This is a genomic window from Streptomyces sp. CB02058 (genome assembly GCF_001905505.1).
Taxonomy (GTDB): Bacteria; Actinomycetota; Actinomycetes; order Streptomycetales; family Streptomycetaceae; genus Streptomyces.
Window position 1 is genome coordinate 1358107 of record NZ_LIPG01000002.1, and the last position, 22443, is coordinate 1380549.

Genomic DNA, 22443 nt, shown 5'->3' on the forward strand with positions numbered 1-22443 from the left:
TTCCCGTACGCCGCCGTCCGGATCGTCCGGCGCGATCCGCGTCCGCCTCCGCCCGGCCTGGGGCGGTGCCGGCGGCGTACGGGCGTACGGCGTCCGGACGGTCCCCCGTGGCAGACTGCCGCCGTGAGCAACGACGAGACGAACGGGAACATACGCATCCGGCCGGGCCGTCCGTCCGACGCACCGGCCATCCTGGACATGCTCGACGCGGCGGTGGCCTGGATGAACGCCCGCGGCAACACGCAGCAGTGGGGCACCGTGCCGTACTCGAAGACGTCCGGCGGCGCCGAACGTGTCGAGCGGTACACCACCGTGAACTCGCCCTACGTCGCGGAGCTGGACGGGGTGCCCGCCGGGGCGGTGGTGCTCGACACCGGCCCCAGCCCGCAGATGCCGATCGCGACGGCCGGGGAACCGGAGCGCTATGTGCGGCTGCTGATCTCCGACCGCAGGCACGCGGGTCTCGGCATCGGTGCGGCCCTGCTGGCCCACGCGGTGGAGGAGACCCGGCGGGCGGGCGTCGGCCTGCTGCGGGTCGACTGCTGGGCGGGCGGCGGGGGTGAGCTGGTCGCGTACTACGAGCGCAACGGCTTCACGCCCACGGACAGCTTCCTGTCCGGGACCTGGCCGGGGCAGGTGCTGGCCCGGAGGGTCGGCTGAGCCCCGACCGCCGGACGGGCCGGGGCTGAGCGGGGTGTGCCGCCTGTGCCGAGCCCCCGCCGAGCCCCCGCCGGAGTGTGCCGCCTGTGCCGAGCCCCCGCCGGGCTCGGCGGCTACGCCGACTCGCGGCGCACCAGCTCCGTGGGGAGTATCACCGCGGCCGGGTCCTCCCCGCCGATCTGGGCCAGCAGCACCCGTACCATCTCCGCGCTGATCCGGTCCCACGGCTGACGGACCGTCGTCAGCTCGGGGCGCGCGGCGAGCGCGGCGGGGGAGTCGTCGAAGCCGCCGACCGCGATGTCGTGCGGCACCCGGCGTCCCGCCCGCTCCAGCGTGCTCAGCACGCCCTGCGCCATCAGGTCGGACGCCACGAACACCGCGTCCACGTCCGGTGCCCGCTCCAGCAGGAGCGAGGCTGCGGCCTCGCCGCCCGCCCGGCTGTAGTCGCCCGGCACGATCAGCGACTCGTCGACGGGCAGGCCGCACTCGGTGAGCGTCTCGCGATAGCCCGCCAGCCGGTCCACACCGCCGGGGGTGTCCAGCGGACCGGTGACCGTGGCGATCCTGCGCCGCCCCGACTCGTACAGGAAACGCACCATGTCCCGCGCGCCGTTGCGGTCGTCCGCCGCCACATAGCTGACCCGCGACCCCTGCCCGAGCGGCTTGCCGCAGGCCACCAGCGGTACGCCGGCCTCGTGCAGCTGGGCCGCGACCGGGTCCCCGGAGTGGCTGGAGACCAGCAGCACCCCGTCCACGTGCCCGGCGATGTACCGCATGTTGCGGCGGCGCTCCGCCTCCGTGCCCGCGATCATCAGCAGCAGCGGGATGTCGTGCGCGGCGAGCGCGGTGGTGCAGCCGCGCAGCAGCACATTGAAGTTCGGGTCCTCGAAGAAGCGCTCCTGGGGCTCGGTCAGCAGGAACGCCACCGAGTCGGAGCGCCCGGTGATCAGGGACCGGGCGTGCCGGTTCACGGTGTAACCGGTCCTGCGGATGGCGGACTGAACCGCGTCGAGCGAGGCCGGGCTGACGTTGTGGCCGCCGTTCAGCACCCGCGAGACCGTGCCCCGGGAGACACCCGCCTCCCGTGCGACGTCGTGGATCGTCGGCGGCCTGCGGCGTCCCGCGCCGTTCTGTTCTGTGCGGCTCATGGTGCTCGATCTTTCATGAAGGGGTGCCCTGTTGAGGAGCAGTCAGGACTTTACGGCGCCGGACAGCAGGTCGAGGCTCCAGAACCGCTGGATCACGAGGAACAGGGCGATCAGCGGGATGATCGCCAGCAGCGCTCCGGTGATGACCAGCGTGTAGAGCGCCGGGGTGTTCGAGCCCTGCTGGAGGAGCGTGTAGAGCCCCAGGGTGACCGGGAACTTCTCGTCGTCGCCGAGCATGATGTAGGGCAGCAGGAAGTTGTTCCAGACCGCCACGAACTGGAACAGGAACACCGTCACCAGCCCCGGCAGCATCATCGGCAGCGCGATCGTCCGGAAGATCCGCCACTCACCGCCGCCGTCCATCCGCCCGGCCTCGATGACATCGACCGGCACGGCCGCAGCCGCGTAGATCCGGGCGAGGTAGACGCCGTACGGGGAGAGGATCAGCGGCAGCAGCACCGAGAGGTAGGAGTCGGTCATGTCCGCCTCGGCGAGCAGCAGGTACTGCGGCACGGCGAGGATCACCGGGGGCATCAGCACCCCGGCGAGCAGGATGTTGAAGACCGTCTCCTTGCCCCGGAAGCGGTACACGGCCAGGGCGTACCCCGAGACCGCCGACACCGCGGTGGAGAGCAGCGCGCCCGCCCCGGCGTAGAAGGCCGAGTTGGCCATCCACTTCCAGTACACCCCGTCGCGGTACTCCGTGAGGTCGGCGACGTTGTCGGTGAAGCCGGAGCCCGGCAGGAAGGTGAAGGTGGAGAACAGCTCGCTGCCGGACTTGGTCGAGGCGACCAGGACCCAGGCGACGGGCAGCAGGCAGTACACGGCGCCGAGGAGCAGCGCGGCGGTCGGAACGAGCGGGAAGCGCCGGCGGCCGGTGGCGGCGAGGGGCTGGGTGCTCATCGGGAGACTCCCTGCTTCGTACGGGAGTTGGCCGCCCTGAGGAAGCCGAAGGACAGGGCGAGGGTGGCCAGGGCGATGATGACCGCCTGGGCCGCCGCCGCGTGGATGTCGTTGTTGACGAAGGCGTCCTGGTAGACCTTCATCAGCGGACTCCAGGTGGTGGAGAGGGAGTTGGTGAGCGGCTTGAGCGTGGTCGGCTCGCTGAAGACCTGGAGCGTCGCGATGATCGAGAAGAAGAAGGTCAGGATCAGCGACGGCGCCACCATCGGGATCTTGATGCGCAGCGCGATCTGGAGCTGCGAGCAGCCGTCGATCCGCGCGGCCTCGAAGATCTCGGCGGGGATGGCCCGCAGCGAGGTGTAGATCACGATCATGTTGAAGCCGGTGCCGCCCCACACCGCGATGTTGGCCAGCGAGAGGTACAGCGGCCCGCCGTCCAGCAGATCGGGCTGCGGGAGCCCCACCGCGTCGAGCACGTACAGGAAGGGGCTGACGTCCGGCAGATACAGGAAGCCCCACATCAGCGCGGCGATGACGCCCGGGATCGCGTACGGCAGGAAGATCGCCAGCCGGCTGAAGCCGCGCAGCCGCAGCCGCTCGTTGTCCAGCAGCAGCGCGAAGAGCAGGGCGAGGCCGAGCATGGTCGGGACGACGATCGCGCCGTAGCCGAGGATGCGCAGCGCTCCGCCGAGCAGTTCCGTGTCGGTGAGCGCGTCGGTGTAGTTGGCCAGGCCGGCCCAGATCTCTTCCCGGGCACCCTTGCCGAGTCCGAGGCCCTTGACCTCGGTCCTGCGGAAGCTGAGGTACACGGCGTAGCCGATGGGCAGGGCGAAGAAGAGCAGGAACAGGAGGGTGGCGGGGACCAGGAAGACGTACGGGGCGCTCCTGACCCCGTACGCCTTCCCGCGGGGTGCGCGTGTCACTCGGAGACTCCGAAGCCCTGCTTCTCCAGGTCCGCGACGGTGGCGTCCTGCATCGCGGTCAGCGCGGCGCCGAAGTCGGACTTGTTCTTGGCGGCCGTGGCGAAGTTGTCCTTGAAGGCGCTGTACGCGACGTTGACGTTGGGGCCCCAGGCGGCGGGCGCGGTGCCCTGGGCGATCTTGGCTGCCTCGGTGTAGAAGGCGGGCTGGTTGGAGAAGTAGTCCGGGGCCTTCGCGAGCGCGCCACCGGTCTGGGCGGAGGTCGCGGCGGGGTAGACGCCGCTCTCCTTCACCAGCGCGGCGAGGGCGGTCGGGTCCGTGTTCAGCCACTTCGCGAAGGTGGCGGCGGCACCCTTGTGCTTGGAGTCGTTGGTGACGGCGGTGGAGGAGCCGCCCCAGCTGCCGGTGACGTTCTCACCCGCGGTCCACTGGGGGAGCGGGGCCATCGCCCACTTGCCCTTGGTGTCGGGCGCCGCGGTGGTCAGCGTGCCAGGGGCCCAGACCGCGCTGACCCAGGCGACCTGCTTGCCGGTGTTGAGCGCCTTGTTCCAGGCCGGGGTGTACATCGGCTGGTTGTCGATGGCGCCCTCCTTCACCAGGCCGCCCCAGAAGTCCGCGACCTTCTGCGTCGCCGGGTCGTCGATCGCGACCTTCCACTTGTCGCCGCCGGTCGTCCACCACTGCGCGCCCGCCTGCTGGGCGAGGCCCGCGAAGAGACCCGAGTCGTTGGAGGAGAAGGTGGTGAGGTCCTTGTCCGGCGCCTTCTTCTTCAGCGCGCGTGCCGTCTCGGCGAACTCGTCCCAGGTGGTGGGCACCTTCAGGCCGTACTGCTCGAAGAGGTCCTGGCGGTAGTAGAACATCAGCGGGCCGGAGTCCTGCGGAAGGGCGTACAGGGCGTCCGAGCCGAGCGTGGCCTGCTGCCAGATCCCGTCGGCGAACTCGCCCTCGGCGTCGCCCGCCTCCTTCGATATGTCGGCCAGGACGTCGTTGGAGACCAGCGTGGGGAGCGCCTGGTACTCGGCCTGGACCAGGTCCGGGGCCTTGTGGGCCTTCGCCGCCGTGATGATCTTGGTGACCAGGTCGTCGCCCGACGCCTGCTTCTTCACCGTGACGGTGATGCCCTGCTCCTTGCCCGGACCCTTGTTCCAGATGTCCGCGACCTTGTCCAGGCCGGGCGCCCACGCCCAGTACGTGAGCGAGGCGGGCCCGGACGCGGCCGGCTCGTCGCCGCCTTCCTCCGAGCCGCAGCCCGAGAGCAGGGCGGTGGCGGCGAGAGCGGCGGCGGTGGTCACCGCGACGGTGCGGTATTTCATGGTTTCTCCCCTGACGAGACCGGCGAGCGCATCGGCGGGCTTGGCCGAGAAGCGCTGTGAGCGTTCACAGTAGAGAAACCAAACCGACACTTGTCAATGGTTGTTGCTGTGCGGTTATGTTGGCCCTGCGCCGCCGAGAGTGTGTGTGCACGTTCCCAGAAGTTGTCCCAAAGAGCCAGGAGCTGTCCATGCCGCACTCAGAATCCGCTCCCTACCCGGTCGGCCTGCGGAAGCTGGCCTTCGGTGGCGACTACAACCCTGAGCAGTGGCCCGAGGAGGTCTGGCACGAGGACGTCCGGCTGATGCGGGAGGCCGGCGTGACCATGGTCAGTGTCGGGATCTTCTCCTGGGCGCTCCTGGAGCCCGAGCCGGGCACCTACGACTTCGGCTGGCTCGACCGCATCCTGGACCTGCTGCACGTCAACGGCATCCGCGCCGACCTCGGGACCCCCACCGTCGCCCCGCCCGCCTGGTTCTACCGCGCCCACCCCGAAGCCCTGCCGGTCAGCCGCGAGGGCGTCCGCTACGCCTTCGGATCACGCGGCGCGATCTGCCACAGCTCGGCCCCCTACCGCGCGGCGGCGGCGAACATCACCGAACAGCTCGCCCGCCGGTACGCGAAGCACCCCGCCCTCGCGCTGTGGCACGTCCACAACGAGTACGGCGTCCCCGTCAGCGCCTGCTACTGCGACGGCTGCGCCGCCCACTTCCGCCGCTGGCTCGCGGCCCGGCACGGCTCCGCCGAAGCGGTCAACGAGGCCTGGGGCACCGCCTTCTGGGGCCAGCGCTACCGGAGCCTGGACGACATCGACCCGCCCCGCACCACCCCGACCGTCGGCAACCCCGCGCAGCAGCTGGACTACGCCCGCTTCGCCGACGCCACCATGCGGGAGAACTTCACCGCCGAGCGGGACATCCTGCACCGCCTCGCCCCCGGCATCCCCGTCACCACCAACTTCATGACCGCGCTCAGCCAGTGCGAGTCCGTCGACTACTGGGCCTGGGGCCGCGAGGTCGACCTCGTCACCAACGACCACTACCTGATCACCGACGGCCGCCGCACCCACGTCAACCTCGCGATGGCCGCCGACCTCACCCGCTCGGTCGCGGGCGGGGCGCCCTGGCTGCTGCTCGAACACTCCACCAGCGGCGTCAACTGGCAGCCGCGCAACCCCGCCAAGCGCCCGGGCGAGATGGCCCGCAACAGCCTGGCCCATGTGGCCAGGGGTTCCGAGGGAGCGATGTTCTTCCAGTGGCGGCAGTCGCGTCGCGGTGCCGAGAAGTTCCACTCCGCGATGGTCCCGCACGCCGGCACCGACTCCCGGATCTGGCGCGAGGTGAGCGCGCTCGGCGCCGGTCTCGGCCTCCTCGAAGGCATCCGGGGCACCAGGACCGTCGCCGACGTGGCGATGCTCTGGGACTGGGAGTCCTGGTGGGCGCAGCGCCTGGAGTGGCGCCCGAGCGAGGAGCACGACGCCCGCGAGCGCGCCGACACGTTCTACGCCTCGCTCTACGACCGCCACCTCACCGTCGACTTCGCCCACCCGGACGCCGACCTCTCCGGCTATCCGCTGGTCGTCGTCCCCGCGCTCTATCTCGCCACCGAGGCGAGCGGCCGCAACCTGCGCCGCTATGTCGAGAACGGCGGCACCCTCGTCGTCTCGTACTTCTCGGGCATCGTCGACACCGACGACGCCGTGCACCCCGGGGCCTACCCCGGCGCGCTCCGGGACGCGCTCGGGGTGACGGTCGAGGAGTTCTCCCCCCTCGGCGAGGGCGGCACCGTCCGCCTGATCACCCCCGAGGGCGCACCCGAAGGCCCGGACCTGACCGGCGATCTCTGGTCGGAGGCGGTGATCCCCCGCGGTGCGGAGACCGTCTGGTCGTACGCCGACGGCATCCCGGCGGGCCGCCCCGCCGTCACCCGCAACCGGCTCGGCGACGGCACCGCCTGGTACGTCTCCACCCGGCTCTCCGGCTCCGCCCTGGACGCCGTCCTGGACCGTGCCGCCGCGGACGCGGGCATCACGCCCCGCACCGACCTCCCGTACGACGTCGAGGTCGTGCGCCGCACCGGGGAGACCGGCAGCTACCTGTTCGTGATCAACCACACCGACGCCGACGCAGGGGTGGCCCTGGACGCCCCCGGCACCGAACTCCTCACCGGCGAGCCCGCCGTGGACAAGCTCGCCGTTCCGGCGGGGGCGGTCCGCGTCGTACGGCTCGACGGCTGAGGCGCCCGCACGTTCACCCGCACAACTGTCGAAGGGACATCGACGATGTACGGAACGACGCACACCCGCGCGAAGGCGGCCGGGGCGGTGGCCGCGCTCGCCGGCCTCGTGTTCGCCGCGCTCCCCGCCCAGGCCGCACACGCGGCCACCGCCCCCGTCAACACCGGCTTCGAGTCCGGCGCGACCGGCTGGTCGACGTACTCGGCCGGGGGGCAGAACGCCGCCTCCTTCACCGAGGCGGGGGGCCACGGGGGCAGCACCCGGCTCAGCCACTGGTCGGCCTCGGCGTACAAGGTCGAGACCTACCAGTACCTGAGCGGCCTCACCGACGGCACGTACACCCTCAGCGCCTGGGTGCGCTCGGGCGGCGGCCAGAACTCCGCCTACATAGCCCTGCGCAACTGCGGCAGCGCCGAGCAGCGCACCGATCTGCCGCCGACCGCGAACGGCGCCTGGATCCGGCTCGTCACCTCCGTCAAGGTGACCGGCGGGGCCTGCACCATCAGCCTCAACTCCGACGCGCACGCGGGGGAGTGGGCCAACTTCGACGACATTACCTTCACCGCGGGGAGCACCGGCCTGACCGTCAAGGGCGGTGACCTCTCCACCCTCCCGAAGAACGAGGCGTACGGCGCGACGTACAGCAACGCGAGCGGCACCGCCGGGGACGCGATGAGCATCCTCAAGAGCTCCGGGATGAACTACGTACGCCTCAAGGTGTGGGTGAACCCGGCCGACGGCTACAACAACAAGGCCCGCGTCCTCGCCATGGCCAAGCGCGCCAAGGCGCTGGGGATGAAGATCCTCATCGACTTCCACTACTCCGACGCCTGGGCCGACCCGGGCAAGCAGAACAAGCCCGCCGCCTGGGCCGGACACGGCTACAGCCAGCTGCGCACCGACGTCTACAACCACACCTACGACGTGCTGAACGCGCTCAAGGCCCAGGGCACCACGGCCGACATGGTGCAGATCGGCAACGAGATCAACGGCGGGATGCTCTGGCCGGAGGGCTCGACCAGCAACTGGTCCCAGCTGGCGGGCCTGATCACCTCCGGAGCGAACGCCGCGAAGGCCGTCTCCTCCAGCACGAAGGTGGCGCTGCACCTCGCCGAGGGCGGCGACAACGCGGGCACCCGCTGGTGGTTCGACAACGCCGTGGCCCAGGGCATCTCCTTCGACGTCATCGCCCTCTCCTACTACGGCTACTGGCACGGCTCGCTGTCCGAGCTCCAGACCAACCTCGACGACGCCGCCTCCCGCTACGGCAAGCCGGTGATGGTCGCCGAGACCGCCTACGCCCACACGCTCGCGAACGACGACGGACTGGAGAACAACGTCGCCACCACGAGCCAGCTGGTCGCCGGTTACCCGGCCACCCCGGCCGGCCAGGCGGCGAACCTCCGCGACGTCATGAACGTCGTCGAGGCCGTCCCGGGCGGCCGGGGCCTCGGCGCCGTCTACTGGGAGCCCTCCTGGACGGCGGTGACCGGCAGCGGCTGGGACCCCGCCGACCCGTCGTCGGGCAACGCCTGGGAGAACCAGGCGGTGTTCGACTACAACGGCAAGCTGCTCCCCGCGGCCACCTGGTTCTCGCACAGGTGACCGCTACAGGGGCGCGCCGTGCCACCTCCACGAGGTGACACGGTCGCGCCCCGGCAGATCGGCCCGGCCGGTGGACCAGAGCAGCACGGTCCACCGGTCCTCGTCGTCCGGGGCGCCGGGGAAGAGCCGCGCCAGCACCCGCTCGCAGAGGTCCCGGGGCGGGGTCCAGGAGAGCGACAGCCCCGAGGCCACGTCGTGGGTGTGCACCAGGGTCTCCACGACGCCCATCGCGGCGAAGCCCTCCGGGTCGGAGAGCCCGAACACATGGTGGGAGCGGACGTCCGACGGGGTCGTACGCACCATCGCCGTCAGGAGGGCCCCGCTCGCCTCCAGGGTCTGGAGCAGCCCGGGGACGCCCGCCTCCGGGTCCGCGAAGACCGAGTTCCCGGGGCCGCCCTCACGGTCGGGCGCGTACCGGAACGGCACCACGCCGTCCTGCGGCGGCCTGCGCGGGCCGAGCTGGACGGCGTACGCGAAGAGGTCGTCGCTCAGGTGCTCCACCGTCTCCCAGCAGTCCCACTCCAGGGAGCCCGCCGGGATGTGCCAGTCGTCCGCCGGGGACGTCGCGAGGGTGTCGACCGCGAGCCGGACCGCCAGCGTGACGTCGTCGGCGGTGACGGGCAGCCGGGAACCGGTCAGCGCGGCGCGTTCGCGCGCACCGCACTCCACGCAGAACTCGTTGCCCTCGGGGTCGGCCAGCGTCATCCAGCCCCTGCCGTTCGGCCTGCGGTGGTCCGCCACCGGCGTGGCCCCCAGCGCGAGCAGCCGCTCGACCTCCTCGTCGCGGGTGCGTTCCTCGGGGCGCAGGTCGAGGTGTATCCGGTTCTTGACGCTCTTGGATTCGGGCACCGTGACGAAGAGCAGCGTGCCCCGGGGCGACTCGACGAGGGCCTCGGGGTCGCCGGGCGCGTCGTCGTCCGAGACGGGCGAGCCGAGCACCTCGGCCCAGAAGAGGGCCAGTCCGTAGGCGTCGGCGCAGTCGACGGTGATGTGCTGTACGAACGAAGTCATGGGCGTCACTGTCGCCGCTGACCGGGTTTCAGGTCCAGCGGTTTCAGGTCCCGTGCCGGGCCGGGACGGCGGCCCGGACCAGGGCGCGTGCCAGAGCGGTGCTCTCCGGGAGGGTGTCCACCGGGAGCGGCTGCGTGGCGAGGGCGCCCTCGTGCAGCACGAGGAGCTGTGCGGCGAGGGCGGCGGGGTGCGCACAGCCCGCCGCGGCGGCGCGTTCCCCGAACAGGCCCAGCAGCCACAGCTTCTGGGCCGCGGCGATCACGTGCGCGGGATGCGCGGGGTCCGGGAGCTCGGCCAGGGCGTTGATGAACGCGCATCCGCGGGTGTTGGTGACGCTCCAGGTCCGCAGCGCGTCGAAGGGCGCGGTGACCGCGTCGACCGGGCTGTCGCAGGCGTCGACGGCGGCGCGGACCAGCGACCGCCAGCGCCGGTCGCGCTCCTCGAGGTAGGCCGCCACGAGGTGGTCCTTGGAGCCGAACCGGTTGTAGAGGGTCCGCTTCGTCACCCCCGAGTGCTCGGCGATCAGATCCACCCCGACCGCCGTGATCCCACGGCTGTAGAACAGCTCTTCGGCAGCCGCGACGATGCGCCGGGCGGCCGGAGTCATGGGCGGTGTCCGCTGCATGGCGCGCCTCTTCACCGATCGGTGTACCGTGGGACATGTTTACAGATCAGTATACCTGTGAGGAGGCCGAGTGATGGATACCCCCGAGACCATGCGCGCCGTGCGGATCGCAGGGCACGGAGGGCCGGAGGTCCTGGAGCCGGCACACGTGGCGGTGCCCGTCCCGCAGGCGGGAGAGGTGCTGGTCAGGGTCGCCGCGGTGGCGCTGAACAACACCGACCTGTGGACCCGGGAGGGCGCCTACGGCCGCCCCGGTGACCCCGAGGCGCTCTCGGGCTGGCGAGGCCCGATCGCCTTCCCGCGCATCCAGGGCGCGGACGTCGCGGGCCGCGTCGTGGCCGTCGGCGCCGACGTGGACGGGGGCCTCGCCGGCCGCCGGGTGGTCGTCGACCCGGCGATCTACGACACCGAGGGCCCGGACGCGAACCCGGTGGGCCTGATGGGGAGCGAACGCGACGGCGGCTACGCCGAGTACGTGACCGCGCCTGCGGCGCGGGTGCACGACGTGACGGACTCCCCGCTCACGGACGACCAGCTGGCGACACTGCCGACCGCCTACGGCACGGCGCTGGGCATGATCGAGCGGGGCCGGCTGCGGGAGGGGGAGACCGCCCTGGTCTCCGGGGCGTCCGGCGGCGTCGGCATCGCGCTGATCCAGATCGCCCGCGCGCGAGGAGCACGCGTGCTCGCCATCAGCAGCGGATCCAAGACCGACGCGGTGCGCGAGGCGGGCGCGCACGAGGTCCTCGACCGTGCGCGGGACCTCGCCGGGCAGCTCCGCGCCGCCGCCCCGGACGGCATCGACGTCGCTCTCGACGTCGTCGCCGGGGAGTTGGTGGGCGACGGGCTGCCCCTGCTGCGCGAAGGCGGCCGGTGGGTCGTCGCCGGCGCGCTCGGCGGATACGACGTGGCGTTCGACGTGCGCCGTCTCTACCTGCACAACGCCCAGGTGATCGGCTCGGCGATGCACACGCCGACGCACTTCGCCCAGCTCATGGACCTGGCACGCCGAGGGGAGATCCAGCCCGTCGTCGCGGCGGCGTTCCCGCTGGACCGGGCCGCCGAGGCGCAGGAGGAGCTGGCCCGCAGGGCGCATGTGGGAAAGATCGTCCTGCACCCCTAGGGCCGGATCAGGCCGGACCGCCCCGCGGCGCCGGGGTCGCGGGGCGGGGTGGCGGTGTGGTCAGCGGCCCGTGACGCCGGCCGTGTCCAGCACCTCGGCCGACGCGGGCGGCCGGATGTCCAGCGGCTCGTCGAAATCGCTGAACGACGTGGTGGTGACCTGCTTCCCGCTCCTGTACACGGCCTTCAGCAGATACGGCTCGCCCTCGGTGGCCACGTAGAACGTGTACGCCCCGCCCTTGTCCGCCGGGTCCGTCACCTTCAGCCCGAGCGCCTCCCGCCCTCCGACGCGCGTGGTCCCGCCCTTCGTCGCCGTACCGAAGGACTCGAACGGCCGGGTGCACTGGGACAGCCCGTCGCCCGGCTCCGACCTGGAGACGGGCACCTTGGCCCAGACGCCCGGCTCGGCGCCGAGATCCTTGCCGCTCCAGGTCTCGAGGTACTTCTTGTCCGGGCGGACATAGTCCGTCCCGCCGATCCGTATCTGTTCCAGGGTGCCGCTCCGGGAGAAGGTGTTGCTCACCCGGCACGTGCTCTTCAGATCGGTCGTCATCCGCCATGTCACCGTGTCGTCACCGACCTTGTTGGTGATCCCGATGGTCACGGAACTGAGTTCGCCCATCCTGGCGTTGGCCTCGTCGAGCAGATCCGACGCCGACTTCGTCACGGTGCCGTCCTCACCGGCGCACCCGACGAGCGCGGCCCCGGCCAGCAGACACATCAGTGTCACCGCCGTGGTCCTGTGTGTTGTCCGCATCGGTCCCCACCTCTCCGCCGCAGGCGCGATCACGGCCTGACCGGCAGGGGGAGCCTAACAACGGCGCGGAGCCCCTCCACGCGGAGCCCGCTGGGCGCGATGCCGTGCGCCCGGACCGGGCGCACCGGTCCGGGCGGGGACGCGGAAGGGGCGGGACGCCTGACGCGTCCCGCCCCTTCCTGCCGTCGGGTGCTCCTACTTCACCGGGGTGAAGTCGCGGGCGCCGATGAACTCGGGCCTGCGGATCGGAGCCGCGAACGGCTCCTGCGCGGTGTTCTCCACGCTGTTGAACACGATGAACACGTTGCTGCGGGCGTACGGGGTGATGTTGTCCCCCGAGCCGTGCATCGCGTTGCAGTCGAACCAGGTCGCCGAACCGGCCGCACCCGTGAAGAGCTTGATGCCGTGCCGGTCGGCCATCTTCGTCAGCGCCTCGTCGGACGGGGTGCCGGCGTCCTGCATCTGCAGGGACTTCTTGTAGTTGTCCTTCGGCGTCTCGCCCGCGCAGCCGAGGAACGTCTTGTGCGAGCCGGGCATGATCATCAGCCCGCCGTTGGTGTCGAAGTTCTCGGTCAGCGCGATCGAGACGGACACGGTCCGCATGTTCGGCAGACCGTCCTCGGCGTGCCAGGTCTCGAAGTCCGAGTGCCAGTAGAAGCCCGAGGCGCCGAAGCCGGGCTTCACATTGATCCGGGACTGGTGGACGTAGACGTCCGAGCCGAGGATCTGGCGGGCCCGGCCCACCACCCGCTCGTCGCTGACCAGCTTCGCGAAGACCTCGCTGATCCTGTGGACCTCGAAGACGGACCGCACGCTCTGGGACTGGGGCTCGATGATGGAGCGCTCGTCGGCACGGACGCCGGGATCGGCGACCAGCCGGTCCAGCTCCGCCCGGTAGACGGCCACCTCGTCCGGCGTGACGAGCTGGTCGACGGTGAGGAAGCCGTTCTCCTCGAAGCTCTGGAGATCCTTGACGGTCACCGGCCCGGGCGCGCCCGGCGCGGACCAGATGACCGGGTCCTGGCGGGGAGTGGTCATCTCGGCGGCGCCGCGCGAGGGGTACAGGTCGGCGCGTACTTCGGTGGTCATGGTTCAGCCCTCCTCTGTCAGCAGCGGGTAGACACCGTTCTCGTCATGGTCCTCCCGTCCGGTGACGGGGGGATTGAAGACGCACACGCAGCGGAAGTCGGTCTTCGGCCGCAGCGTGTGGTGCTCATGTCCGTTCAGCAGGTACATCGTCCCGGGGGAGATCCAGTGCTTCTCGCCGGTCTCGTCGTTGGTGAGCTCGGCCTCGCCCTCGGTGCACAGAACGGCCTCGATGTGGTTCGCGTACCACATCGACGTCTCCGTGCCCGCGTACAGCACGGTCTCGTGGAGCGAGAAGCCCACCTTCTCCTTGGCGAGCACGATGCGCTTGCTCTCCCAGGTACCTGAAGCGGACCTGATGTGCCGGTCGGTGTTCTCGATGTCACTGAAAGATCGGACGATCACGGTGGGATGGTGCCTTTCTCTTCTGTCCTGCTCAGTGGTGCCTGGTCCGGGGCGCTGCCCCGGTCAGGCGGTCTCGCGGACGGAGCGGGCCAGCGTGCGCAGGCCCTCGTCCAGCTCATCGGGGGTGATGGTCAGCGGCGGCAGCAGCTTCACGACCTCGGACTGCGGGCCGGAGGTCTCCAGCAGCATCCCCAGCTCGAAGGCGCGCTTGCAGACGGCGGACGCGCGCGCCGGGTCGGTGAACTCCAGTCCCCAGACCAGGCCCCGGCCGCGGAAGTGCGCGGTCGGCTCCTCGCCGCAGATCGCCAGCAGGGTCTTCTCCACCTGCTCGCCGCGGGCCAGGGTCTGCTTCTCCATCTGGCCGTCGGCCCAGTAGGCGTCCAGCGCGGCGGCGGCGGTGACGAAGGCCGGGTTGTTGCCGCGGAAGGTGCCGTTGTGCTCGCCGGGCTCCCAGATGTCCAGCTCACCCTTGAAGAGGCAGAGCGACATCGGCAGGCCGTAGCCGCTGATCGACTTCGACAGGGTGACGATGTCCGGGACGATGCCGGCCTCCTCGAAGGAGAAGAAGCCGCCGGTCCGGCCGCAGCCCATCTGGATGTCGTCGACGATCAGGAGCATGTCCTGGCGGTGGCACAGGTCCTGGAGCGCGCGGAGCCACTCGGCGCGGGCGACGTTGATGCCGCCCTCGCCCTGCACGGTCTCCACGATCACGGCGGCGGGCTTGTTCAGCCCGGAGCCCTGGTCCTCCAGGAGCCGCTCGAACCAGAGGAAGTCCGGGACCGTGCCGTCGAAGTAGTTGTCGAACGGCATCGGGGTGCCGTGCACCAGCGGGATGCCGGCGCCGGCCCGCTTGAAGGCGTTGCCGGTCACCGCCAGCGAGCCGAGCGACATGCCGTGGAAGGCGTTGGTGAAGGAGACGACGGACTCGCGGCCCTTGACCTTGCGGGCGAGCTTCAGCGCCGACTCGACGGCGTTGGTGCCTGTCGGGCCGGGGAACATCACCTTGTACGGCAGGTCACGGGGGCGCAGGATGACGTTCTCGAAGGTCTCGAGGAAGGCCCGTTTGGCCGTCGTGGCCATGTCCAGGCCGTGGGTGAGGCCGTCGCGCTCGATGTAGTCGATCAGCGCGCGTTTCAGCACCGGGTTGTTGTGGCCGTAGTTGAGCGATCCGGCACCGGCGAAGAAGTCGAGGTACGAGTGTCCGTCCTCGTCCGTCATCCGGGCACCCTGCGCGCGGTCGAAGACGGCGGGCCAGCTGCGGCAGTAGCTCCGGACTTCCGATTCCAGACTCTCGAAGACGCTCAGGGCGGGCGGGGTGATGGTCACAGCGGATCTCCTGCTCGACGAGGGGGTGGTGTGACGGGGCGGCGGGTCAGGCATGCCCCAGGAAGCCGCGCCCGGGCGGGGCGCGGAAGGGGCGTCGGCGGACGGTCTAGAACGGACCGATGCGGTACAGCACCTCCGGCAGGTGCGTTCCCTCGGGGAACAGCGACCCGTCGAAGAGCACCTCGCGCTCCAGCGGCACGTCGTGCCGCTGCGCGTAGGAGGTGAAGAGCCGGTCGGAGGCGGTGTTGTCCGGGGTGATCGTCGTCTCGACCGATTCCAGCCCCTGGTCGGAGGCGACACGGGTGGTCAGCGCGTCCAGCAGCGTGGCCGCCAGTCCCTTGCCACGGTGGGCCTGGTCGACGGCCACCTGCCAGACGACGAGCGTCTCGGGGCGGTCGGGGCGGATGTACCCGGTCACGAAGGCGATCGGGTCGCCGTTCTCGTCACGGGCGACCACGGAGGTCGCCGCGAAGTCACGGCACCACAGCAGGTAGCTGTACGAGGAGTTGAGGTCCAGGACCTCGGAGTCACGGGCTATGCGCCAGATCGCGGCTCCGTCCTCGACTCGCGGGGTGTCGATACTGAGGAATTCGCTTCGGGCACGTGCAAAATCTGCTGGTGCGGCGGTCATGCGAATTGAATTTACCCAGCAAAAATCAAAATTGCATCGCCGCAAGGGGTTGGGTGAAAGGGATCATTGTGTTATCACGCGGGCGCGGCCTCGCCGTGCCACAGGTGCGATTTCGCCCGCCCTGTCCGGAATTTAAGGGCCATAACGGACTCGATGTGGGGTCGGTCACATCGTTGTAACTGTCCTGACATCCGTTCGGACGCTTTGGGCCGGTCGAGTGAAAACCGCAGCGTTTAGCCTCGAAGAACGGGGGAAGAAGAATGCGGGGAGCTGCTCCCGATAAAGCAGCCCTCCTTTTGTGTCGATTGAATCGGGGACCATTGGCCGTTGAATCGGCGACCGTGGGCCGCAATTACCAATTCAGTCGTTCGGCCAGGTTTCCGCGACGGCTTCGCGGGCAGCATCGAGACCGGTGGCCCGGCCCGCGCCCTCCAGCGCGGCCCCCAGGGCCGCCAGCGACGACAGCACCACGTCCCGCGTCGCGTCCGCGCCGTAGTGGTTGACCCGGATCATCTCCTTGGACAGCGCCCCGCCGCCCGCGATGAGCGGCACCGAGGGGTCGGCCGCGAGCGCGCGCTCGACGAGGGCAGCCGCGTCGACGCCCGCGGGCGCGCGCAGCGTCGTTGCGACCGGCGCCGCGTCACGGGCGTCGTGGACATACGGCTCCAGACCGCCGCCGAGCGCGACCGCGCCCGCCCGGGTGGCTGCCGCGGCCGAGGCGTGCCGTGCCATGACGGTGTCCGGGCCGTCCGTCTCGATCCGCTCCAGGCAGGCCTCCAGCGCCAGCATCTCCAGCTGCGCCGGGGCGTGCGGCAGGGCCTTGCGGCCCGCGTCGATCCAGCGGGCCTTCCAGTCCAGCAGCGAGAGGTACGACTGACGCGGGGCCCGCGGATTGGCCGCCATGCGCTCCCACGCCCGCGCGCTCACCGACACGGCGGAGACCCCGGCCGGGCCGCCCATCGCCTTCTGCGCGCCGATGACGCACAGATCCACCCCCCAGGCGTCCACGAGCAGCGGCTCGGCACCCACCGAAGCGACGGCGTCCACCATGAACAGCGCGCCGTGCGCCCGGACCACCTCGCCGATCTCGGCGACCGGGTTGGTGTTGCCGGTAGCCGCCTCCGCGTGCACCAGCGACACGAAGTCGATCTCCGGGTGCTCGGACAGAGCCCGCTCGACCTGCTCGGCGGTGACCGCCGAGTGGAAGGGGACCGCGAGGTCGACGACCTCGGCGCCGCAGTCGCGCAGCCAGTTGCCGAAGGTCTGGCCGTACGGACCGGTGACGACGTTCAGCGCGGTGGAACCGGGCCTGGCGCCGCCCCGGATGCACCCTTCGAGGGGCAGCAGCGCCTCGCCCTGCATGATGACGACGTCCTGCTCCGTGGAGAGGAGGGCGGCCACCCGTCGCTCGATGGCTGCGAAACGCGCGGCTGTGAGCGGGGCGAGGTCGAGGAACGGGTGCGTCACGGTGGTGCTCTCTTCGGGTCGGCCGGTGCGCTGTCAGCGCCTGCGTCGAGGGTACCCAGCGCCCCCACGGGCCCCGCCGGGTCCGCCTCGTACAGTGCTGTCCATGAGTGATCACGAGGCGGCGCCGGTGCTGCGTATCAAGGGGCGGGTGCTCGTCGGGCCCGACGAGGTGAGGGACGAACTCTGGGCCGTCGACGGGCGGATCACCCACGAGCGGCCGCCCGGCGCCGACGGCGCGACCACGCTCACCGGCTGGGCGCTCCCCGGCCTCGTCGACGCCCACTGCCATGTCGGCCTCGGCCACCAGGGGCCCGTCGACGTGGCGACCAGCGAGAAGCAGGCCCTCACCGACCGGGAGGCCGGCACCCTCCTCATCCGGGACGCCGGATCGCCCTCGGACACCCGCTGGACCGACGAACGCGAGGATCTGCCGAAGATCATCAGGGCCGGCCGGCACATCGCCAGGACCCGCCGCTACATCCGCGGCTACGCCCATGAGATCGAGCCGGGCGACCTCGTCGCGTACGTCGCCCGGGAGGCGCGGCGCGGTGACGGCTGGGTGAAGCTGGTGGGTGACTGGATCGACCGGGACGCCGGGGACCTGGCCGCCTGCTGGCCCAGGGGCGAGGTCGAGGCCGCGATCGCGGAGGCACACCGGCTGGGGGCCCGGGTCACCGCGCACTGCTTCGCCGAGGCGGCCCTGCGCGACCTGGTGGAGGCCGGGATCGACTGCATCGAGCACGCGACGGGGCTCACCGAGGACACCATCCCCCTCTTCGCGGAGCGCGGCGTGGCGATCGTCCCGACGCTGGTCAACATCGCCACCTTCCCCGGCCTCGCGGACGCGGGCGAGGCCAGGTACCCCCGCTGGTCGTCCCACATGCGACGGCTCCACGAGCGCCGTTACGACACCGTGCGCGCGGCCTACGACGCGGGCATCCCGGTCTTCGCCGGCACGGACGCGGGCGGCACGCTGGCCCACGGTCTGGTGGCCGACGAGGTCGCCGAGCTGGTGAAGGCCGGCATCCCGCCCCTCGACGCGCTCTCCGCGACGGCCTGGGGGGCGCGGAGGTGGCTGGGCAGGCCGGTGCTGGAGGAGGGCGCCCCCGCCGACCTGGTGCTGTACGACGAGGACCCCAGGGCGGACGTGCGGGTGCTGGGGTCCCCGCGCAGGGTGGTTCTCAATGGAAGGGTGACCGGCTGATCCTGGTTGACCCGCGAACGGGCGCGGTGTTGACCAGCGGTGACCCGTTGCCGCGCCTCTCGTTGAACCACCTTTCGGTACGTCGCACGTGAGACGCGGGGTACGGGCCGCACGGTCGGTGAAACGGGTGATTCCGAGGAACTCCTGTGCCGCGAGATTCGAATGTGCGCACGGAAACCCCTCTTTGGGGTGAACTGATGGAAGGTAACCGCCAGTTCACTCTCCGTGCGTAAAGATTCACGGAGTCGAGGCCACCGGTGCCCGCGATGTCCCCCATTGGACGGCGCCGGCGGCTCCATGTCTCTTGTGGGGGTTCCACCATCTTGAACAGCAACACCTTCCGTCTGGCTGCCCTGGCGGTCGCCGCCGCTCCCGTCGCTCTCCTGGTCGCCGTCCCCGCCCAGGCCGCGACCGCGACGACCCCGGCCACGCCGGGCGGTCACGGAAAGGCGAGCGCGGTCGTGCTCCGCGCCGGGCTCGACGTCTCGCTCCTGAACAAGTCGGTGCAGGTGCCGCTCGAGGCCACCCTCAACGAGGTGCACGCACCGGCGAGCGCGGAGAGGACGGCGCTCAGCGTGGAGCTCGACGGTGTCGAGAAAGGGCGGCCCATCCGTGTCCTGAAGGCCGACGTGGCCACCGCGAACGCCACGGTGGACGAGCGCAGGGCGGAGGGCTACACCAACCTGGCGAAGGCCAGGGTGCATGTGCCCGGGCTGCCGTACCTCTCGCTCGTCGAGGTCCAGAAGGTCACCTCGAAGGCGCTGTGCGAGGTCGGCAGGAAGCCGGTCGCGGAGTCGAACGTGCTGGGGCATGTGACGGTGCTCGGCAAGCGGGTCCGGCTCACCTCGGCGGGCACGACGAACATCCACGTGCCGGCGGTCGGTGACGTGACGCTCGACCTGTCCAGGACCGAGACCACCACGCGGACGGCGGCGGCGACGGCGCTGCGGCTGGCGGTGTCCGTGAACCCGGCGGATCTGAACGTCGCCGAGGTGGAGGGCGAGATCGTGCTGGCCGAGGCGACCTGCGAGACGCCCAGGGGCGGTGGCTCGGGCAACGGCGGCTCGGAGAACGGGGGTTCGGGCAACGGTGGTTCGGAGGACGGCGGGACCTCGGGCAACGGCGGGTCGGAGAACGGTGGTTCGGGCAGCGGCGGTGCGGAGGACGGCGGGACCTCCGGCAACGGCGGCTCGACGGGCGGCGACGGCGGCTCCGGTGACACGGACGGTTCGGGCAGCACGGACGGTTCGGGCAGCACCGGCGGCACGGACGACTCCGGTGACGTGAAGCCCCAGACCGGGACCGGCCCGGTCCAGGCGTCCTCCGGCGACCTCGCAGAGACCGGCTCCAGCTCCTCGACCCCGTACATCGCGGGTGGCGCGGCCGTCCTGCTGGCGGTCGGCGCCGGCGCCACGGTCGTCGCCCGCAAGCGCGCCCGGGGCTGATCACCCTGGCGGGGAGCGGTGCTCGCTCGGCGGAGCACCGCTCCCCGTGGGCCGGAGCACCGCTCTCCTCGGGCGCCGGAGCACTGCTCTCCCAGCCCTTGGAGCACCGCTCTCCGCAGCCGGTGGGCACCGCTCTCCCCGCCCCGGGGAACCGTCAGCCGACGGCTCTCCGGGGCAGGCCCTGCAGGGCCAGATCGAGCGCCTGAAGGAACCGGTTGGTCGTCACACGGTCGCGTACGGCGAGACGCAGCCACTCGCTGCCCAGCCCGGGAAACGTGTCCCCGCGCCGCGCCGCGAACCCCCGCGAGCGCAGCAGCTCCCGCACCTCGTCAGCCCGCTCCAGCCGCAACAGCACGAACGGCCCCGCCGCCGGCTCGACCACCCGTACCTCGCTGAACTCCGCGAGCCCGGCCAGCAGATGCGCCCGGTCCACCTCGATCCGGTCCGCCGCGTCCGCCGCCTCGACCAGCGCACGCGGCTCCATGCACGCCTCGGCCGCCGCCAGCGCGGGGGAGGACACCGGCCACAGCGGCTGCGCCTCCTGGAGCAGTGCGATCGTCGCCGGGTCCGCCAGCACGTAGCCGATCCGCAGCCCCGCCAGACCCCAGGTCTTGGTCAGGCTCCGCAGCACGACGAGGCCCGGGACGTCCTGGCGCGCGCACAGCGCCTCACGCTCACCCGGGACGGCGTCCATGAAGGCCTCGTCGACCACCAGCGTCCGCCCGGGGCGCGCCAGTTGCTCCAGTACCGCCGCGGGATGGAGGACGGACGTCGGATTGGTCGGGTTGCCGACGACCACCAGGTCCGCGTCGTCGGGCACCGCCGCCGGGTCCAGCCGGAAGCCGTCCTCGGGGCGCAGCAGCACCCGCCCGACCTCGTGTCCCGCCGCGCGCAGGGCTGCCTCGGGCTCGGTGAACTGGGGGTGCACGACGACCGGCCGCCGCGCCGGGAGAGCCCGCGCGATCAGCACGAAGGCCTCCGCCGCACCCGCCGTGAGGAGCACCCTCTCCTCGGGCAGCCCGTGCCGCCCGGCGACCGCCGAACGGGCCTGCCGCCCGTCCGGATAGGCGGCCAGGGAGCCGAGCGAAGCGGCGACGCGCTCACGCAGCCAGTCAGGGGGTGTGTCGGTCCGTACGTTCACGGCGAGGTCGGTCAGATCCAGGCCGCGTACCTCCGCGTCGCCGTGGTGCCGCAGATCGGGCCCGGCGCTCTCCATGTGCTTCGTGTGCTTCGTGGGGGGCAGCATGTCAGCCATGGTGTCCGGCCCGGGGCCATTCGTCGATGCCGGGTTATCGGCCATCGTGATCCGGCGGGCCACCGCACAGGTCGCCGAGGCCGACTTCCGCTTCGGTACGAGCAGTTCACCGGCCGTCATGAGCGCCGCGGCCTCCGCGACCGATCCGGTCGCGACGGCGGCACGCGGGGCAGCCGAGGGATTCGGCACACGGACCCTCGCCAGCGCTCCCGCCGCGTACGACCGCACCGGCACCCCGAGCCGGGCCGCCGCACCCGTGATCCCCGGATCACCCGCCCTGGTGTCCAGCGTCGCCAGCTCCACCACGTCACCGGCCGCGAGCCCGGCCTCCTCCAGCGCGCTCCGGATCAGCCCGAGGACCTCCTCGGCGGGGACGCCGTGCCGGGCACCGACACCGACGACGAGCGCGGACCGGGTCATGGGGGAAGTCCTTCCGGGGAACAGGGACGGGGGAGCGGGGTGACCGGGCGACACGGCCAAGGGGCGCCTGAGGTGCGGGAAGCGGGGTCAATCCGCTAGCAAGGGCCCATGGCGGTATTCGTCGCGCTCGGCGCGTTCCTGATGACCCTGGCGGGCGGCTGGGTCGCCCAGCGCGTCAGCGACCGCCGGCACCTCGTGCTCGGTCTCGCCGGGGGACTGATGCTCGGCGTCGTCGGGCTCGACCTGCTGCCCGAGGCGGTGGAGGCCGCGGGCGGAGTGGTCTTCGGGGTGCCCGCCGCCCTGCTGCTCTTCGTGGGCGGCTTCCTGACGGCCCATCTCGTCGAGCGTTCCCTGGCCGTACGCCAGGCGGCACACGGGGCGAGCGAGGAACGGGTGCCCCAGGTCGGGCTGACGGCGGCGGCCGCGATGGTGGGCCACAGCCTGATGGACGGGATCGCGCTGGGCGCCGCATTCCAGATCGGCGGCGGGATGGGAGCCGCCGTCGCGCTCGCCGTCATCACCCACGACTTCGCCGACGGATTCAACACGTACACGATCACCAGCCTCTACGGGAACGCCCGGCGCAAGGCGCTCCTGATGCTGTACGCGGACGCCGTCGCCCCGATCGTGGGCGCGGCGACCACCCTGCTGTTCACCCTTCCGGAGGAACTGCTCGGCTGCTATCTCGGTTTCTTCGGCGGGGCGCTCCTCTACCTCGCCGCCGCCGAGATCCTGCCCGAGGCACACCACAGACACCCGGCGCGCTCCACGATGCTGTGCACCGTCGCGGGCGTGGGCTTCATCTGGCTGGTGGTCGGCATCGCGGAGTGACCCCGCTCCCGCCAGCGGCACCATCCCTCGTCCGGGCACGGTCACCTCCGGCCGCCGCGCCACCCCTCGCACGGG

20 protein-coding genes are annotated in these 22443 nt (G+C 71.5%); 7 read left to right on the forward strand and 13 right to left on the reverse strand.

Annotation, left to right across the window (positions count from 1 at the left end; genetic code table 11):
* Nucleotides 1-198: 198 nt before the first annotated feature.
* Complete coding sequence (locus tag AMK10_RS13330; protein ID WP_382565777.1) at nt 199-660, forward strand: GNAT family N-acetyltransferase; 462 nt, start codon at nt 199-201, stop codon at nt 658-660.
* 113 nt (nt 661-773) lie between these two features.
* Here AMK10_RS13330 and AMK10_RS13335 read toward each other — a convergent pair whose 3' ends face one another.
* From AMK10_RS13335 to AMK10_RS13350, 4 genes are read right to left on the reverse strand one after another with little or no spacing between them, the layout of a single operon-like run.
* On the reverse strand, nt 774-1808 hold the full coding sequence (locus AMK10_RS13335) for a LacI family DNA-binding transcriptional regulator (RefSeq protein ID WP_073747890.1): 1035 nt from the start codon (nt 1806-1808) through the stop codon (nt 774-776).
* Nucleotides 1809-1850: 42 nt separating this feature from the next.
* On the reverse strand, nt 1851-2711 hold the full coding sequence (locus AMK10_RS13340) for a carbohydrate ABC transporter permease (protein ID WP_073747891.1): 861 nt from the start codon (nt 2709-2711) through the stop codon (nt 1851-1853).
* The gene (locus AMK10_RS13345) at nt 2708-3634 is read right to left on the reverse strand and encodes a carbohydrate ABC transporter permease (protein WP_073747892.1); all 927 of its coding nucleotides are present in this window, start codon (nt 3632-3634) and stop codon (nt 2708-2710) included. Before AMK10_RS13345 ends, AMK10_RS13340 begins: the two co-directional genes overlap by 4 nt.
* Entirely contained in the window at nt 3631-4944 is a 1314-nt protein-coding gene (locus AMK10_RS13350; RefSeq protein ID WP_073747893.1) for an extracellular solute-binding protein, read from the reverse strand. The genes AMK10_RS13345 and AMK10_RS13350 overlap by 4 nt, the downstream gene beginning before the upstream one ends.
* 188 nt (nt 4945-5132) lie before the next feature.
* Here AMK10_RS13350 and AMK10_RS13355 point away from each other — a divergent pair, with 188 nt between their 5' ends.
* On the forward strand, nt 5133-7178 hold the full coding sequence (locus AMK10_RS13355; protein WP_073747894.1) for a beta-galactosidase: 2046 nt from the start codon (nt 5133-5135) through the stop codon (nt 7176-7178).
* 45 nt (nt 7179-7223) lie between these two features.
* A complete protein-coding gene (locus AMK10_RS13360; protein WP_073747895.1) occupies nt 7224-8783 on the forward strand; it encodes a glycoside hydrolase family 53 protein in 1560 nt (519 codons plus the stop codon).
* A 3-nt stretch (nt 8784-8786) separates the two neighbouring features.
* Here the strand turns inward: AMK10_RS13360 and AMK10_RS13365 are convergent, their stop codons facing one another.
* Nucleotides 8787-9794, reverse strand: a complete 1008-nt coding sequence (locus AMK10_RS13365) for a VOC family protein (protein WP_073747896.1) — start codon at nt 9792-9794, stop codon at nt 8787-8789.
* A 43-nt stretch (nt 9795-9837) separates the two neighbouring features.
* Nucleotides 9838-10419, reverse strand: a complete 582-nt coding sequence (locus AMK10_RS13370; protein ID WP_073747897.1) for a TetR/AcrR family transcriptional regulator — start codon at nt 10417-10419, stop codon at nt 9838-9840.
* 73 nt (nt 10420-10492) lie between these two features.
* On the opposite strand from AMK10_RS13370, the gene AMK10_RS13375 reads away from it, so the two are divergent.
* Nucleotides 10493-11542 (forward strand): zinc-binding dehydrogenase, encoded by a 1050-nt coding sequence (locus AMK10_RS13375; RefSeq protein ID WP_073747898.1) that lies wholly within the window; start codon nt 10493-10495, stop codon nt 11540-11542.
* Nucleotides 11543-11602: 60 nt separating this feature from the next.
* On the opposite strand, the gene AMK10_RS13380 is transcribed toward AMK10_RS13375, so the two are convergent.
* The 6 genes from AMK10_RS13380 to AMK10_RS13405 form a co-directional block, all read right to left on the reverse strand.
* Nucleotides 11603-12298 (reverse strand): hypothetical protein, encoded by a 696-nt coding sequence (locus AMK10_RS13380; RefSeq protein ID WP_073747899.1) that lies wholly within the window; start codon nt 12296-12298, stop codon nt 11603-11605.
* 195 nt (nt 12299-12493) lie between these two features.
* Nucleotides 12494-13387: an ectoine hydroxylase gene (gene thpD / locus AMK10_RS13385; protein WP_073747900.1), complete on the reverse strand. Its 894-nt coding sequence runs from the start codon at nt 13385-13387 to the stop codon at nt 12494-12496.
* 3 nt (nt 13388-13390) lie between these two features.
* Nucleotides 13391-13789, reverse strand: coding sequence for an ectoine synthase (locus AMK10_RS13390; protein ID WP_073747901.1), 399 nt, complete (start codon nt 13787-13789; stop codon nt 13391-13393).
* Between the two features lie 63 nt (nt 13790-13852).
* The gene (gene ectB, locus AMK10_RS13395; protein WP_073747902.1) at nt 13853-15115 is read right to left on the reverse strand and encodes a diaminobutyrate--2-oxoglutarate transaminase; all 1263 of its coding nucleotides are present in this window, start codon (nt 15113-15115) and stop codon (nt 13853-13855) included.
* A 106-nt stretch (nt 15116-15221) separates the two neighbouring features.
* Nucleotides 15222-15746 carry a diaminobutyrate acetyltransferase gene (ectA, locus tag AMK10_RS13400; protein WP_073747903.1) on the reverse strand — a complete coding sequence of 175 codons (525 nt, stop codon included), beginning with the start codon at nt 15744-15746 and terminating at the stop codon, nt 15222-15224.
* Nucleotides 15747-16106: 360 nt separating this feature from the next.
* Complete coding sequence (locus AMK10_RS13405; RefSeq protein WP_073747904.1) at nt 16107-17213, reverse strand: pyridoxal-phosphate-dependent aminotransferase family protein; 1107 nt, start codon at nt 17211-17213, stop codon at nt 16107-16109.
* Nucleotides 17214-17316: 103 nt separating this feature from the next.
* Here AMK10_RS13405 and AMK10_RS13410 point away from each other — a divergent pair, with 103 nt between their 5' ends.
* The gene (locus tag AMK10_RS13410; RefSeq protein ID WP_198959685.1) at nt 17317-18417 is read left to right on the forward strand and encodes an amidohydrolase family protein; all 1101 of its coding nucleotides are present in this window, start codon (nt 17317-17319) and stop codon (nt 18415-18417) included.
* Between the two features lie 323 nt (nt 18418-18740).
* Nucleotides 18741-19862 carry an SCO1860 family LAETG-anchored protein gene (locus AMK10_RS13415; protein ID WP_073747906.1) on the forward strand — a complete coding sequence of 374 codons (1122 nt, stop codon included), beginning with the start codon at nt 18741-18743 and terminating at the stop codon, nt 19860-19862.
* Between the two features lie 154 nt (nt 19863-20016).
* Here AMK10_RS13415 and cobC read toward each other — a convergent pair whose 3' ends face one another.
* Nucleotides 20017-21537 carry an Rv2231c family pyridoxal phosphate-dependent protein CobC gene (gene cobC / locus AMK10_RS13420; RefSeq protein ID WP_073747907.1) on the reverse strand — a complete coding sequence of 507 codons (1521 nt, stop codon included), beginning with the start codon at nt 21535-21537 and terminating at the stop codon, nt 20017-20019.
* A gap of 108 nt (nt 21538-21645) precedes the next feature.
* Between cobC and AMK10_RS13425 the strand changes: the two genes are divergently transcribed.
* Complete coding sequence (locus AMK10_RS13425; protein ID WP_073747908.1) at nt 21646-22368, forward strand: ZIP family metal transporter; 723 nt, start codon at nt 21646-21648, stop codon at nt 22366-22368.
* Nucleotides 22369-22443: the final 75 nt, after the last annotated feature.